Annotated in this window: 16 protein-coding genes; 10 read left to right on the top strand and 6 right to left on the bottom strand. The window is 63.3% G+C overall.

Features of this window, described 5'->3' with window-relative positions:
- Position 1: 1 nt before the first annotated feature.
- The 3 genes from BLT75_RS04900 to BLT75_RS04890 all read left to right on the top strand — a co-directional run bounded on the left by BLT75_RS04900 (position 2) and on the right by BLT75_RS04890 (position 1,422).
- On the top strand, positions 2 to 268 hold the full coding sequence (locus tag BLT75_RS04900) for a hypothetical protein (protein WP_093028320.1): 267 nt from the start codon (positions 2 to 4) through the stop codon (positions 266 to 268).
- Positions 269 to 278: 10 nt separating this feature from the next.
- The gene (locus BLT75_RS04895) at positions 279 to 923 is read left to right on the top strand and encodes a DUF1523 family protein (RefSeq protein WP_093028318.1); all 645 of its coding nucleotides are present in this window, start codon (positions 279 to 281) and stop codon (positions 921 to 923) included.
- Between the two features lie 70 nt (positions 924 to 993).
- A complete protein-coding gene (locus BLT75_RS04890; protein WP_425441117.1) occupies positions 994 to 1,422 on the top strand; it encodes a c-type cytochrome in 429 nt (142 codons plus the stop codon).
- 9 nt (positions 1,423 to 1,431) lie between these two features.
- Here BLT75_RS04890 and BLT75_RS04885 read toward each other — a convergent pair whose 3' ends face one another.
- The gene (locus BLT75_RS04885; RefSeq protein WP_093028316.1) at positions 1,432 to 3,009 is read right to left on the bottom strand and encodes a DUF5928 domain-containing protein; all 1,578 of its coding nucleotides are present in this window, start codon (positions 3,007 to 3,009) and stop codon (positions 1,432 to 1,434) included.
- 146 nt (positions 3,010 to 3,155) lie between these two features.
- Between BLT75_RS04885 and BLT75_RS04880 the strand changes: the two genes are divergently transcribed.
- Positions 3,156 to 3,974, top strand: coding sequence for a sulfotransferase family protein (locus BLT75_RS04880; protein WP_093028314.1), 819 nt, complete (start codon positions 3,156 to 3,158; stop codon positions 3,972 to 3,974).
- Positions 3,975 to 4,160: 186 nt separating this feature from the next.
- On the opposite strand, the gene ilvD is transcribed toward BLT75_RS04880, so the two are convergent.
- The gene (gene ilvD, locus BLT75_RS04875; protein ID WP_093029034.1) at positions 4,161 to 5,993 is read right to left on the bottom strand and encodes a dihydroxy-acid dehydratase; all 1,833 of its coding nucleotides are present in this window, start codon (positions 5,991 to 5,993) and stop codon (positions 4,161 to 4,163) included.
- A 106-nt stretch (positions 5,994 to 6,099) separates the two neighbouring features.
- On the opposite strand from ilvD, the gene BLT75_RS04870 reads away from it, so the two are divergent.
- On the top strand, positions 6,100 to 6,669 hold the full coding sequence (locus BLT75_RS04870; protein WP_093029032.1) for a helix-turn-helix domain-containing protein: 570 nt from the start codon (positions 6,100 to 6,102) through the stop codon (positions 6,667 to 6,669).
- On the opposite strand, the gene BLT75_RS04865 is transcribed toward BLT75_RS04870, so the two are convergent.
- The 4 genes from BLT75_RS04865 to BLT75_RS04850 form a co-directional block, all read right to left on the bottom strand.
- Entirely contained in the window at positions 6,666 to 7,439 is a 774-nt protein-coding gene (locus tag BLT75_RS04865) for an isocitrate lyase/PEP mutase family protein (RefSeq protein WP_093028312.1), read from the bottom strand. The two genes, BLT75_RS04870 and BLT75_RS04865, sit on opposite strands and share 4 nt — an antisense overlap.
- Positions 7,436 to 8,089, bottom strand: a complete 654-nt coding sequence (locus BLT75_RS04860; RefSeq protein WP_093028310.1) for a methylated-DNA--[protein]-cysteine S-methyltransferase — start codon at positions 8,087 to 8,089, stop codon at positions 7,436 to 7,438. The genes BLT75_RS04865 and BLT75_RS04860 overlap by 4 nt, the downstream gene beginning before the upstream one ends.
- 63 nt (positions 8,090 to 8,152) lie before the next feature.
- Positions 8,153 to 8,800 (bottom strand): ChrR family anti-sigma-E factor, encoded by a 648-nt coding sequence (locus BLT75_RS04855; protein ID WP_093028308.1) that lies wholly within the window; start codon positions 8,798 to 8,800, stop codon positions 8,153 to 8,155.
- Between the two features lie 5 nt (positions 8,801 to 8,805).
- Complete coding sequence (locus tag BLT75_RS04850; protein ID WP_093028306.1) at positions 8,806 to 9,462, bottom strand: sigma-70 family RNA polymerase sigma factor; 657 nt, start codon at positions 9,460 to 9,462, stop codon at positions 8,806 to 8,808.
- 108 nt (positions 9,463 to 9,570) lie between these two features.
- On the opposite strand from BLT75_RS04850, the gene BLT75_RS04845 reads away from it, so the two are divergent.
- The 5 genes from BLT75_RS04845 to BLT75_RS04825 are packed head-to-tail and all read left to right on the top strand — an operon-like array spanning position 9,571 to position 14,153.
- Positions 9,571 to 10,869 carry an NAD(P)/FAD-dependent oxidoreductase gene (locus BLT75_RS04845; protein WP_093028304.1) on the top strand — a complete coding sequence of 433 codons (1,299 nt, stop codon included), beginning with the start codon at positions 9,571 to 9,573 and terminating at the stop codon, positions 10,867 to 10,869.
- Positions 10,866 to 11,627: a DUF1365 domain-containing protein gene (locus BLT75_RS04840; protein WP_093028302.1), complete on the top strand. Its 762-nt coding sequence runs from the start codon at positions 10,866 to 10,868 to the stop codon at positions 11,625 to 11,627. The genes BLT75_RS04845 and BLT75_RS04840 overlap by 4 nt, the downstream gene beginning before the upstream one ends.
- Entirely contained in the window at positions 11,624 to 12,850 is a 1,227-nt protein-coding gene (locus tag BLT75_RS04835) for an MFS transporter (protein ID WP_425441116.1), read from the top strand. The genes BLT75_RS04840 and BLT75_RS04835 overlap by 4 nt, the downstream gene beginning before the upstream one ends.
- The gene (locus tag BLT75_RS04830; RefSeq protein WP_093028300.1) at positions 12,847 to 13,425 is read left to right on the top strand and encodes a DUF3833 family protein; all 579 of its coding nucleotides are present in this window, start codon (positions 12,847 to 12,849) and stop codon (positions 13,423 to 13,425) included. Before BLT75_RS04835 ends, BLT75_RS04830 begins: the two co-directional genes overlap by 4 nt.
- A complete protein-coding gene (locus BLT75_RS04825) occupies positions 13,422 to 14,153 on the top strand; it encodes an SDR family NAD(P)-dependent oxidoreductase (RefSeq protein WP_093028298.1) in 732 nt (243 codons plus the stop codon). Before BLT75_RS04830 ends, BLT75_RS04825 begins: the two co-directional genes overlap by 4 nt.
- Positions 14,154 to 14,178 lie beyond the last annotated feature (25 nt).

Here is a 14,178-nt window from a genome sequence, read left to right as displayed (position 1 = left end):
GGTGTTCGGACTTCTCAGGCTTGTCCTTGTCCTGCTGATCGTGCAGACGGTAGTCTATGTGGCGCTGTCATTCTATTCGCGCGCGGTACGGCGCGATAAGCTGGAACGCTGGTGGGACGAAAAGGGCAAGACCGGCGACAAGGAGGCCTTTGTCGAACGCGGCCTCAGGGCCTATGACGGATCGTTCCGGCGCAAGCTGATCCTGGGGGTCTACTTTGTCCCCTGGGCGTTGATCGCGGTGCTGATCTATATCGTGAATTTCATGTGAGGACCTGGCCATGCGCTATGTCAAATGGACGATAATCGTGGTGTTCTGGGTCAGTTTCGCCGCCTTCCTGCACTATACCCTGCCGCAGCGCGACATCGTGCGGATCGTCAACACCTACGAGGAACGGCAGGAGCTGAATGACTGGACGCGCATCTTCTGGTCGCGGCCAGACGATCAGTCGGCCAGTATCATCAACCGCGACGTGCAATTCATCCAGGGGGTGACGCCGGGGGGCCGCCCGCGGGTCTATCGCAACGAGGATACGAGCTGGAGCTGGCCGCCCTATTTCAAGTTCGACACTGCCAATCTCTATACCGAGGCGAATGACGCGATCTCGTCCAGGGACAAACCCGAATGGGTGGCGGTCACCCATTACGGCTGGCGCAACGAATTCCTGTCGATCTTTCCCAATGCGGTCGCGATAAAGCCGGTGGCCGGGCCGGATGTGCGCCTGATCCCCTGGTTCAACATCGTGATCCTCACCCTGCTGGCGGCGCTGCTCTGGGCCGTGTGGGTGCGCTGGCGGCGGTTCCGCGAGGCCCGGATCGACCCGGTAATCGAGGATGTCGAAGACAGCCTCTACGCCGCCGGCGAGGCGATCGAGGAACGCCGCGGCCGGTTCCGGCGCTGGCTTGACAGCTGGAAATCGAAATAGCTTTTCGTCTTGACCTTGCCCCTGCCGGAACGTTCAGAAACTGGATGAGCATCCAGAACAGGAGCTGCTTGTGAAACGCGCTGTAATTTTCTTTCTGGTTTTGGCCATTCTGGCCGGAACATATGCCGTCTGGCTGAAACCCTGGGCAAAGGACGAGGCGTCGCCGCCAGCGGCAGGTGCTGCACTCGTTCCCGTGACAATTCCTGACAGCCTGTCCGAGAACGCCAAGATCGGTATGCGTTTGTTTCAGGCGAAATGCGCCAGTTGCCACGGTGACGATGCGTCGGGCCGACAGGGGGTCGCTCCGCCCCTGATCCACAAGATCTATGAACCGTCCCATCACGCCGACGAAGCGTTCCAGCGCGCTGTCAGCCTGGGTGTGCGCGCCCACCACTGGCCCTTCGGTGACATGCCGTCGGTCGAGGGGCTCAGTCGCGGCGACGTTGCGATGATCGTGGCCTACATACGTGAGATACAGGTTGCCAACGGCATTCGGTGAGCCAGGGAGTCAATCGGCGAACATGTGGTCGTTCTGCATGATCCGCAGCGCCTGGTCCCAGGGAATCGAAAGGAACTCGGCCACCTTGTGGGCATTTTCCTCGGGGGTCGAGGTCTGGTGGATGCGGCCATAGCGGGCAAAACCGGCATCGCGGATGCGGTCCGCCTCATAGGTCATCTCGTTGCGGATGGTGGGCAGCAGCCGCTCCAGCGTGGCCTTGGGGGTGCGTTCGCCGGCGAGTCCGACCCTGAATGCGTGCCCGATCAGGTATTCGTCAGTGAACTGGCATTCTATTTCGAGCATCCGGGTGACCGACCGGTCGGAAAAGAAGTCGTGCATCAGGTCCAGATTCGACGGGTCGAGACAAATGACAAGCCGATCGGTCTCGAAATATTCGAACAGCATCCGCATCAGGGCGCGGCGGTGGCGGGTGCGTTTTTCCAGCGTCGCCTGAATGCCTCCGAGATCGGGCAGCGGCGTGCTTTCCTCGCTGAACAGATACTCGATTGTCGGCACGTTGGTCACCTGGCGGATCTGTTCCAGAAGCCGCTTGGCCACGTGCCATTTCTTGCAGACCAGGATCAACAGTTCCCTCTCGCGGCCCAGCGAGCTTTCGGTTTCCCAGAACCGCATGGCGAACCGCCGCCCGATCCGGCCGCGCCCGGTCAGGAACTTGTACAGATTGCGTCCCTCGTTGGATATGCGGAAACTTACCCCATGCGCCGCGTAAAGCCGTCCGAGCCGCGCCTTAAGTTCCTTTGCCTCGGGGCTGATCTTGCGCGCGAAGAGGAAATCCTGGCTCAACAGCAGGTCGTAGTGATCGTTGTAGAAGGTCACCGGCATCCCGTAATCCGAAAACATCAGAAAGGTCAGCGTCCGGCTTTCGATTTCGTGCTCCGGGATCAGGTGCCGCACCAGGGTCTGGAAAAATGTCTCGTCCGGAATCCAGGTCGTGGCGAAGAAGCGCATGACATCACGGCGTCTGCGGCTGAATTCGAGCACCCATTCGATAGTGCGGCGTCGCAGGCACCACCACTGGCTGCCGATCATCACCTGGATATCGTGCGGAATCTCGCGTGTCAGCCCAAGCCGCCTCTGGGCGTTGTACATCGCATAGAACCGTTTTTTCTGTGTGCGCTCGTTGAACCAATGGCGGTAGATCAGCCGCTCTTCCTTCCATCCGGTCTTGATCCAGTCGCTTTCGAAATAGTCGTGGCTTTCGATGAAATCGCGGTCGTTCGCATCCAGAAATTCATGGGCATATTCTGCTGTCTTGATCGCCATGCAGTCGCCTGAAAGCATGTAGAAATGGGTGGCGCGCGGAAACTCTTCCAACGCAGCCTCGGTCGCATAGAGTGAGGCCTGCACCAGTGACCACTCTCCCCAGCCGCATCTTATCCGCTTTCGGGCGAAGGTGACGTTAGGGTTGTCGGCAAGGGCGCTTCTGATCCGGTCGTAGTCTGCCCGCCGGGCCCGGGCGTCGAAGTGAATCGACATGTAGTCGCCCGCCGCAGTCAGGCGCTCGGCCTGCATGATGATCGCGTCGGGGTCTTTGTGACACAGAAGAATGTAGGCGATTTTTGCCATTTCGGAAACGATCGACCCTGATTTCTGCCTGCTGTTTATCCTGATAATGGTGAAGACCAATTGAATAAACAGAGTTTATTTGGTTTCTTGAGGCAAACGTGCCCGAAGCCGGATTATGGCGATACGAGGCGAAGGAGGCAAGGCAGATGGGTTTCCCCGGCACCTGGATGACGGAGAGCGAAAGCGTGGTCTATCGAGTGGTGCCGAAATGTGCCTGCTCGACCATCGGCCAGATCATGTACTATTCGGATCATGGCACTTTCTTCGACGGCGACATCCATGACGCCCAAACCGGACTGCACAAATGGGCGCTGGAGGCCAGCCAGGGACCGATCACCCGCAATGTGAAGGCGCACAGGTCCTATTCGTTCACCTGTGTTCGCAACCCCTACACCCGTATCCTGAGTTCGTTTTTCGACAAGATCTGCGGTATCCAGCGCAACGGAAAACGCTATCGTGGCAATCTGGTGCCGATGCTGGTCTACAAGTATGGAGTGGAAGTCGGCGGCGAGGACGGGAAGCAGGAGTTCGACCAGATTGCCAGCTTCCGCCGGTTTCTTCTGTTCGCACGGGACACCATCCGCTGGCGGCGGCCGATGGATCCTGACATCCATTGGTCGGCCATGTCGGGGCATATTTCAACCTTCATCTGCAATGGCGGTCGTTACGACAAGATCTTCTGGACCGAAAGCTTCAACGAAGGGATGCAGGAGGTTCTGGACAGCATCGAAACGCCGTACAAGGTGCAACTGGACAAGATTCCTCGTTTCAACGAAAGCGAAGGTCACGGACCCAAGCGGGCGCACCCGGTCGAGGATTACTTCGACGACCTGTCGAAACACCTTGTCTACGAGATCTACAAGCGCGATTTCGACCTGTTCAAATACGATTTCGAGAACCCGGCCAACAAGATGCCGATTGACGAAATCGATCTGGACGAGGTGCACGCCAAGCTGGGCGAATGACCCCTGGCGTGGTGACCTGACTGGCAGGTTCTCCCGCCCGTCGTCGACGTTTCCGGGGAAACATCTCCTCCCGTTGGGCGGCGCGCCGCGCCGATGGCGCGGCGCGCCGCCCAACTCCGCAAGGGTCTCCGACACAGGCCGGAGACATGCAGCGGAGGCGGGAGTGACTCTGCCCCCGACAGGGTCTCAGAGCTGCCGGACGGCGCCCTTGGCGGCGCTGGTGGTCAGCTTGGCATAGGCCTTGAGCGCGGTGGACACCTTGCGCTTGCGCGGCTGCGCGGGATGCCAGCCCAGCTTGTCCTGCTCGGCGCGGCGGGCGGCCAGGTCTTCTTCGGACACCGCCAGGTGGATGGTACGGTTGGGGATGTCGATCTCGATCCGGTCGCCCTGGCGGACCAGGCCGATGGTTCCGCCTTCGGCCGCCTCGGGCGAGACATGGCCGATCGACAGGCCCGAGGTGCCGCCCGAGAACCGCCCGTCGGTCAGCAGGGCGCAGGCCTTGCCCAACCCTTTCGACTTCAGGTAGCTGGTCGGGTACAGCATCTCCTGCATGCCCGGCCCGCCGCGCGGCCCTTCGTAGCGGATCACCACCACGTCGCCTTCCTTGACCTTGCCGGTCAGGATGTCGCTGACAGCGGCGTCCTGGCTTTCGCAGACATGCGCGGTGCCGGCGAACTTCAGGATGCTTGCATCCACCCCCGCGGTTTTCACGATACAGCCGTCCAGCGCGATATTGCCGAACAGCACGGCAAGCCCGCCATCCTGGCTGAAGGCATGTTCCTTGCTGCGGATCACGCCCTTCTCACGGTCGGTATCCAGTTCCTTGAACCGGTTCGCCTGGCTGAACGCCTGCGTCGTCCGCACCCCGCCCGGCGCGGCCTTGAACAGTTCTTCCGCCTCGGGATTGTTGGCGACGGTGATGTCCCACTTGGCGATCGCTTCGGCCATCGAGTTGGTGTGGACCGTCGGCACGTCGCCGTGCAACAGCCCGGCGCGGCTCAATTCGCCCAGGATCGAGAAGATGCCGCCGGCGCGGTGCACGTCCTCCATGTGGACGTTGTGGATGTTGGGCGCGACCTTGCACAGGCAGGGAACCTTGCGGCTCAGCCGGTCAATGTCGTCCATGGTGAAATTCACCTCGCCCTCGTGGGCGATCGCCAGCAGGTGCAGCACGGTGTTGGTCGACCCGCCCATGGCGATGTCGAGGCTCATGGCGTTCTCGAATGCCTCGAACGTCGCCACCTCGCGCGGCAACAAGCCCTTTTCCTCGCCGACGTAATGCCGCTTGGTGATCTCGACGATCTTGCGCCCGGCCTCCAGGAACAGCTTCTTGCGGTCGGCATGGGTGGCCAGCGTCGAGCCATTGCCCGGCAGCGCCAGGCCCAAAGCCTCGGCCAGGCAGTTCATCGAGTTGGCGGTGAACATGCCCGAACATGATCCGCAGGTCGGACAGGCGTTTTCCTCGATATGCTTGACCTGTTCGTCGGTGAACTTGTCGTCCGCCGCCGCGACCATCGCGTCCACGAGGTCGATCTTCTTCATCTCCAGGTCGGCGATGTCGATCTTGCCGGCCTCCATCGGGCCGCCCGAGACGAAGATCGCCGGGATGTTCAGCCGCATCGCGGCCATCAGCATGCCGGGGGTGATCTTGTCGCAGTTCGAGATACAGACCATGGCATCGGCGCAATGGGCGTTGACCATGTATTCGACGCTGTCGGCGATCACCTCACGCGAGGGCAGCGAATAGAGCATCCCGTCATGCCCCATGGCGATGCCGTCATCCACAGCGATGGTGTTGAATTCCTTCGCCACACCGCCTGCCGCCTCGACCTCGCGCGCGACCATCTGACCCAGATCCTTGAGGTGCACGTGCCCTGGAACGAATTGGGTGAACGAGTTCACGATGGCGATGATCGGCTTGCCGAAATCGTCGTCGGTCATGCCCGTCGCGCGCCACAGGCCGCGTGCGCCGGCCATATTGCGGCCATGGGTCGAGGTTCTGGATCGGTACATTGGCATGGTGCTGTTTCCCTTTTGCAGGTCCCTGAGTTTCGGGGTGCGTATGTTATAGCGCACGCTACCCGATGTGCGTTATAACGTACAAGTGGAATCGAAGGGCGAATACATGGAATCGGCTGTGGAATCGGGTGAGGTCACTCTCAAACTGCGCGAGGTTCGGGCGGCAACCGGCCTCAGCCTGTCCAAGGCGGCCGAGCTGACCGGGGTCAGCAAGGCGATGCTGGGTCAGATCGAGCGCGGCGAATCAAGTCCGACCATCGCGACCCTGTGGAAAATCGCCAAAGGGTTCCAGCTGCCGCTCAGCGCGCTGATCGGCCCGGCCTCTCTGCGCGACCCCTCTGATGACCGGGTATTTCGCACCGTCACCTTTCCGGGCAGCATCAAGGTCAAGATCGTGTTCCCCTTCGATCCCGTGCTCGGGGCCGAAACCTTTCATGTCACGCTGGCCCCCGGCCAGAGCTACGAGTCCGCCGCGCATGCCAGCGGCGTCACCGAGGATGTTTTCGTGCTGCAAGGCCCGCTGGAAATTCTGCGTGACGGCGACTGGGTGAAACTCCGGACGGGGCAGGGCCTTCGCTTTGCCGCAGACCTGCCGCATGGCTATCGCAGCGGCCCCGAAGGCGCGGCCTTTCTCAACATGCATCACTATCCGCAGCGCGCGGGAGTACCTGCCTAGTTTCCGATCGTCAGGGCCGCCTGTGCCGCGTCGGTGACCCGGTTCATCGCCGTGATCCAGGGTGCGGGCCCATGGCTGATGCGCGCCACGCTCAGCCGCGCCAACGTCGCGTTGTCCGGCGCCGAGCCGGTCTGCATGATGTTCACCGGCAGTATCGTCTCTTCGCAAAGCGCGCCGATCAACTCGGCGGTCACAAGTCCGGGCACGAACAGCCCGTTCGCCCCGGCCTCGGCATAGGCGCGGGCACGCGCCAGCGCCTCTTTCATCAGGGCGGGATGATCTGCGGGCTTGCTTCCCTGCGAGAACACATCGGTGCGGGCATTGATGAACAGCGGCACGCCCGTGGCTTCGGCCGCGTGGCGCAGAGTGCCTATGCGTTCTGCCTGTTCCCCGATCGGCAGCAGGCCGGCACCGCCCATGTGCCGGTCCTCGAAATTGACTCCGACCGCGCCCGCCGCGATCACCCGCTCCGTATTGGTCGCCAGGTTTACCCGCCTTTCGGCAAAACCTGCCTCGAAGTCGAATGTGACCGGCATATCGACGCTCGCGGTGATCCTGGCCAGGATTTGCAGGGCGAATTCGAGCGGTATCTGCTGCCCGTCGGCATATCCCTGCGCTGCCGCCAGCGACCAGCTGCCGGTGGCAATGGCCCGTGCGCCGGCCTTTGCAATAGCCCGGGCGCTGCCGGCGTCCCATGCGTTGTAAAGGATCAATGGTGCACCGGGCCTATGCAGCGCGGCGAAACTCTCGGCCAGTGAAATCTGGCTCATACCTCTCCTCCTTCCGAAGATTGCCAACGGGCCTCGTGCTCGATCAGCCAGCGTTTGCGCCAAAGGCCGCCGCCATATCCGGTCAGCGCGCCGTCGGCTGCGATCACCCGGTGGCAGGGAATAATGATGGCGATCTGGTTTGCGCCGTTCGCCCGCGCCACCGCGCGCACCGATTGCGCCCGTCCGACCCGGCGCGCGAGATCACCGTAGGAGATTGTCTTGCCCGCGGGCAATGTCATCAGGGCCAGCCAGACTTCGCGCGAGAAATCGGTGCCATGCAGGGCCAGCGGCAGGTCGAAACGCTCGGTCCGGCCTTCGAGGAAATCCGCAAGCTGCCGTTCCACCCGGTCGGTCAGCGGAAATCGGCCAAAGCCGATATCACCGTCAAACGCCCGGAAGAGTCTGCGCAGTTGCCGGGGCAGGGCGCGACGGTCCGAGAATTCCAGCAGGTGCAGCCGCTGGTCGTCGCAGGCCGCGATCATGGTGCCAAGGGGTGTATCCAGCCCCTGCAAACGCAATCCGGGCCGATCCGGAAAGGCGTCGGTGCCGAGCGACAACATGGCTGCCACGCTGCTGCGCAGCGCCTGTGGTGTAGCGCATGTGTCATGGCCGCTGGCGTGCCGGTCAGCCAACTCGATGGCTTGGGTCATGGACCGATAGTAGCGCCATGAGCCCGGGCTTGCAGTCTGTTTTTCGAATTGAAGAGATTTCCGTCAGATCCGCAGGAACGGCTGCACCAGCCGGGGTATCCAGCTGTTGAATCGCAATGGCGCATCGGTAACCGCGAGGCAAATGCAGTCCTCGCCCGGATCGGCCACCGGCATGTGGTCCAGTCCTTCGTCGGCTATCTCGACATCGCCGCGCGCGAAACGATCCACCTCGTCCGAGAACGCCCCTTGGAGGACCATGGTCAATTCGATGCCGCGATGCCCGTGATCGGGTACCGCAGCCCCGGCGGGGATGAACAACAGCCGGGCTGAAGCCGCGCTGCTGGTCGGCAGGATTGCCTGCCGAACGCCCATGCCGATGGATTTCCAGCGTATCGTCGAGACATCGCCGCCCACATAGTCAACCAGCGGTTGGGGGAGCACGGCGGATGTGCGTTTGCGCGGCGTGGTCACCGGACTGCCCGCTTCGATCCGGGCAAATGTCGCAGCCAGCGCATCGCCCGTCATCGCTTGGGGTCCGCAATCGGTCAGCAGGCAACCGCCGACCGCTTCCAGGGCTTCGGCCTGTGCGCGGCAGCTGTCGCACAGCGACAAATGAGTCGCGACCATCAGGTTGAATGCCTCGGGCAGGTTGCCGGCGGCATAGGCTGTCAACAGCGTATCTGTTAGGTGATGTTTGATCGTATCTGTCATGGTCGTCACTTCATCGCATGGCGCAAGCGGTCCAGCGCCAGTCTGATCCTCGATTTGATAGTGCCCAGCGGCAGGCCGGTCTGGGCGGCGATTTCGCGATGGCTAAGATCGCCGAAATAGGCTTGTTCGATCAGTTCGCGCTGCGCTTCGGGCAAGGCGCGGATCGCCACGCGCAACATCTCGGTTTCCTGTTGCAAAGCCATCACGTCGGCAATCGGGGGCTCTGGCTCAGGTCCCCATGGCAAGTCTTCGGGTTCCGGTCGCCTGTCCTTGCGCAACGCATCGATGCGCCGGTTGCGGGCTATGGTGAAGATCCAGGTCGCAACGGTTGCCCGTGCCGGGTCGTAGAGATGGGCCTTGTGCCACACCGTCGCCATGACATCCTGCGCGCAATCCTCTGCAAGTGTCGCATTGGATCCGGACCTCATGAGGAACGATTTCACTCGGGGCGCAAAATGGGCGAACAATTCAGCGAATGCGGCCTTGTCCTGCGCTTCGATGATCCGCGAGATATGGCCGCTCCAGTCTATATCCGCCTGCGTTCGTTCCGATTTGCCGTTCAACTGCTTTCCCTTGCCCACATCGACAAGCCGGCGCCTCGGGAGAGTCCCGGCGGGTTTCGTGTTGGGCCATTCTGTGTCGGTCGCGATCAGCATAAACATAGTACGCGGATCAAGCCAAAGCGGATCAGTGCCAGATAAAGGATCTTCTTTTCATCCACTTCCCGATGCGGGCCGTACTTCGATCAAAACGACAAGGCGGAGCTTTACATGCCATTTGAATTGAACGCGGGTGCGCCCCGGAGAATTGCTGTAATAGGGGGCGGGATCTCGGGCATGGGGGCGGCCAACCTGCTCTCCGACACGCATAACGTGACGCTGTTCGAGGCCGAGCCACGTCTCGGCGGCCACGCACGGACGATCGTCGCCGGCAAGAATGGCGACCAGCCGGTCGATACAGGTTTCATCGTATTCAACAATGCCACCTATCCCAATCTGATCGCTTTGTTTGAACGTCTGGGTGTGCCGATCGCCGAAAGTGACATGAGCTTTGCTGTCTCCGCCGACGGCGGTGCCGTGGAATATGCCCTGCACGGTGCCGACGCCCTGTTCGCGCAGCGGCGCAACATCATGCGTCCGGGGTTCCTGCGCATGGTCCGGGATCTTTTCCATTTCAACGCGCATGCGGCCGAGGCCGCCCGCGACCGCTCGATCACCGTGCGGCATCTGCTGGACAGGCTCGGCACGGGCGAGTGGTTCCGGCGTCACTATCTCGAGCCGTTCTCGGGCGCGATCTGGTCGACGCCCAAGGAGCATATCCTCGATTTCCCGGCCTATGCGATGATCCGCTTCTTCGAGAACCACGCGCTGCTGCACCACACCGGCCAACACCAGTGGTATACCGTGCAGGGCGGCTCGGTCGAATATGTCAGCAGGCTGGAACAGGCCATGCGGCGCAAGGGAGTGACCGTGAACCTCGGTACTCCCATCGCCGGAGTGCGCCGGACCGAACTTGGGGCCGAGGTGCGGGTCCTGGGCGGTGAGTGGCAGGTGTTCGACGAGGTGGTTTTCGCCACCCATTCCGACGTGACGCTGGCACTGCTTTCCGACGCGACCCGACGCGAAAGCGCGGCGCTGGGCGCGGTGCGCTACCAGCCGAACGAGGCGGTGCTGCATGCCGATCCGTCGCTGATGCCGAAACGGCGCAAGTGCTGGGCAAGCTGGAATCATACCGAGGAAAGGGGTGCCAGCGGCGGCCCGATCGGGCTTACATACTGGATGAACTCGCTGCAACCGATCCCGATGGACGATCCGCTGTTCGTGACCCTCAATGCCAGCCATCGCATCCGCGAGGAACTGATCCACGATGTTACAACTTTTGCTCATCCGGTGTTCGACATGGGCGCGCTTGCGGCGCAAGAGGATCTGGCCCGGATGAATGGCACCAATTCCACCTGGTTCTGTGGCGCGTGGATGAAGAATGGCTTTCACGAGGACGGACTGGCCAGCGCCATCGACGTGGTCGAAGGCATCAACCGCACGACCATGCTGCCGGTGGCGGCGGAATGAGCGCCATCGTCGAACATATCCCGGCCCATACGTTCCATGGTCGCAAGGGGGCAGTTCAGAACGCGTTCCGGTACTCGGTGGACTACGTGCTGCTCGACCCCGAGGCGGCGGTCACCGGGCCGCGCCTCTTTTCGCGTAACCGTGGCAACCTGTCCGGTGTGTTTGACCTTGATCATGGGGGCCTACCGGGGCAGGGGCGCGGGGCGGCCTGGCTGCGGGAACAGTTCGACCTGTTCCAACTGCCGCAGCCTGACCGGATCGCCTTGCTGACCCAGCCGCGCCTCTTCGGCCATGTTTTCAACCCGGTCAGTTTCTGGTTCTGTTTCGATGCGCAGGATGCGCTTTATGCCGTCGTGGCCGAAGTCACCAACACTTTCGGCACCCGCCACAGCTATCTCTGCCACAAGCCCGACCTGTCGCCGATCGGCCCGCAGGACAGGCTGGGCGCCACCAAGCTTTTGCATGTCTCGCCCTTTCAGCCGAGTGAAGGGTCATACACCTTCCGCTTCGACCTGAGCGCTGACCGGGTCGGTGTTTGGATCGACTATGGCCGCGACGGCGGAGGACTGGTGGCCACCCTGACGGGCCACAGGCGGCCGCTGACCGATCGGACGATCCTGTGGTCCGCGCTGCGCCGTCCGTTCGGCGCGCGCCGGGTGCTGGCGCTGATCCACTGGCAGGCGCTTAAACTCTGGTGGAAAGGCGCGCGCTTTCGCTCTGAACCGGCGCCCAACAGCCCGGACGTGAGCCGGGGATGACCATGTCCGCCACCCTGCCGCGCACCGCGCCCCTTGCGGGCTATGCGCTGTTTGCCGCCATGCTGGCGGCAGCGGGCCTGCCGATCTATCTGCATGCGCCGAAATTCTATGCCGATACCTACGGGGTCAGCCTGACGGCGCTGGGCGCGGTTCTGTTCGGCCTGCGGCTGTTCGACGTGGTGCAGGATCCGGGACTCGGCTGGCTGGCCGCGCGGCTGCGCGGCCGCCTGCGGATCGCAATCCCCGTGGCGGTGACGGCCATGGCGGGCGGGATGCTGGGGCTGTTTGCCGTTTCGCCGCCGATCCCGCCGCTGGCCTGGTTCGCGCTGATGCTGCTGCTGGTGTTTTCGGCCTTCAGTTTCCTGACAATCTGTTTTTACGCGCAAGGCGTGACCAGTGCCGCGGCATTGGGCGGCCATATCAGGCTGGCGCGCTGGCGCGAGTCCGGCGCTCTGCTTGGCATCTGCGCGGCTGCCGCCGCGCCGGTCCTGCTGCCGGGGGACTATGCCACCTTTGCCATCTGCTTTGCCCTGCTGGCTCTTGTCTCGGCCGGCGCGCTTCGCTCCGAATGGAACGCGGCCCCATCGCAGAACACCGGGTTTGCGCCGGTCCTTCGCGACCGCGTCGCGCGGCGCCTCCTGCTGATCGCCGGGCTCAATGCCGCGCCGGTCGCGGTATCTTCAACGCTGTTTCTGTTCTTCGTCTCTGACCGCCTGCAGGCCCCTGGTGCCGAAGGGCCGATTCTCATTCTCTTCTTCCTGTGCGCTGCTGCCGCCGCTCCCCTGTGGGGTATCCTGGCCGAGCGGCGCGGCGCACGGCCCGCCCTCATGGCGGGAATGGCGCTGTCCATTGCCGCTTTTGCGCTGGTTCCCCTGCTCGGGCCGGGCGACGTGGCGGGCTTTGCCCTGATCTGCGCCGTGGCCGGTGCGGCGCTGGGGGCCGACATGACCCTGCTGCCCGCGCTCTTCGCCACGCGCATGGCGCGGGTCGCGCCCGGCGCCGCGCCGGGCTGGGGCCTCTGGGCCTTTGTCACCAAGTTCACCCTGGCGCTGGCCGCGCTGGTACTGCTGCCATTGCTCGATGTCTCGGGGTATGTTCCGGGCGGCGACAGCCCGGACCGCGCCCTGTCCCTGCTTTCCCTGCTCTATGCCGCGCTGCCCTGCCTGCTCAAGGCGACAGCGCTGGGCCTGCTGGCCCTGACCGATCCGGAGGATATGTCATGACCGATCCGATCCTTTTCACCCTGCTGGGCGTTGCGCTGACCGTGGGCGCAGTGCTGTTGCTGCGCCGGGTTGCGAGTTTCTCGGCACAGGCGCCCGGCGATTACGCCGGGGCACAGCCCCAGTTCGACCTGCGTCGCCACCTGAACGGCCCCATCGCCTGCGAAGGTGTCATCTACGGCCCGACCGGGCGCGTCGCCTCGCGCTTTTCCGGCGCATTCGAGGCGACATGGGAGGGTAATCGCGGGATCATGCGCGAACGCTTCCATTATGACAGCGGCACCGTGCAGGACCGGGAATGGCAGCTTTGCATCGGCAATGACGGGCGCATCGAGGCGCGCGCACCGGACGTGATCGGAGCCGGTCAGGGCGACCAGAGCGGTCCGGCCGTGCGACTGCTCTATCGTCTGCGCCTGCCCGAGGGCGCAGGCGGCCATGTCGTCGACGTGACCGACTGGATGTACCTCACCCCGGGCGGGGCGATCGTGAATCGTTCAGAGTTTCGCAAGTTCGGCATAAAGGTCGCCGAACTGGTGGCCACCATGCACCCCGCGAACGCGGACCGTTCCGCCGCATGAGGGACTGGTCCGGCAAGCGCTACTGGCTAGTCGGCGCATCCGAGGGGCTGGGCGCGGCGCTGGCCCGCGAGATGAGCGCCGCCGGCGCGCACCTGGTGCTGTCGGCGCGGCGCCGCGCGGCCCTGGACCGCCTTGCCGCCTGCTTGCCCGGTCCGGCCGAGGTGCTGCCGGTGGATATCGCCGATGACGCAAGCGTCGAGACCGCCGCGCAAGAACTGGGTGAAATTGACGGGGTTGTGCTGCTGGCCGGGGTCTACTGGCCGATGCGGGCGCAGGATTGGGACAGCGCCCGCGCGGTTACCATGGCGGATGTGAATTTCACTGGCTACCTGCGGGTGCTCGGGGCCGTGGTGCCGGGCATGGTGGACCGCGACCGGGGCCATATCGTCATTACCGGCTCGCTCGCCGGGTTCGGGGGGCTGCCGGGCGCTGTCGGCTATGCGGCGTCCAAGGCGGGGGTGATGGCGCTCGCCGAATGCCTTCATGCCGACCTGCATCGCTCGGGTGTCGAGGTGCAACTGGTCAATCCGGGCTTCATCCGTACCCGGCTGACCGAACTCAACAGCTTTGACATGCCCATGCTGATGGAACCGGAAGAGGCCGCGCGGGCGATGTTCCGGCATATGAACGGCCGCCGGTTCGCCACCAGTTTCCCCGCGCCATTCGCCTGGCTGTTCCGGGTCGGGCGGTTCCTGCCGCACTGGCTCTACACCCGTTTTTTTGCGTAAGATCAAAGACGGCTATTGCCGCGCC

Source organism: Ruegeria marina (assembly GCF_900101475.1).
Lineage (GTDB): Bacteria > Pseudomonadota > Alphaproteobacteria > Rhodobacterales > Rhodobacteraceae > Ruegeria_B > Ruegeria_B marina.
Note: the sequence above shows the minus strand (reverse complement) of the source record. Positions and strands in the feature narration are given on the sequence as shown.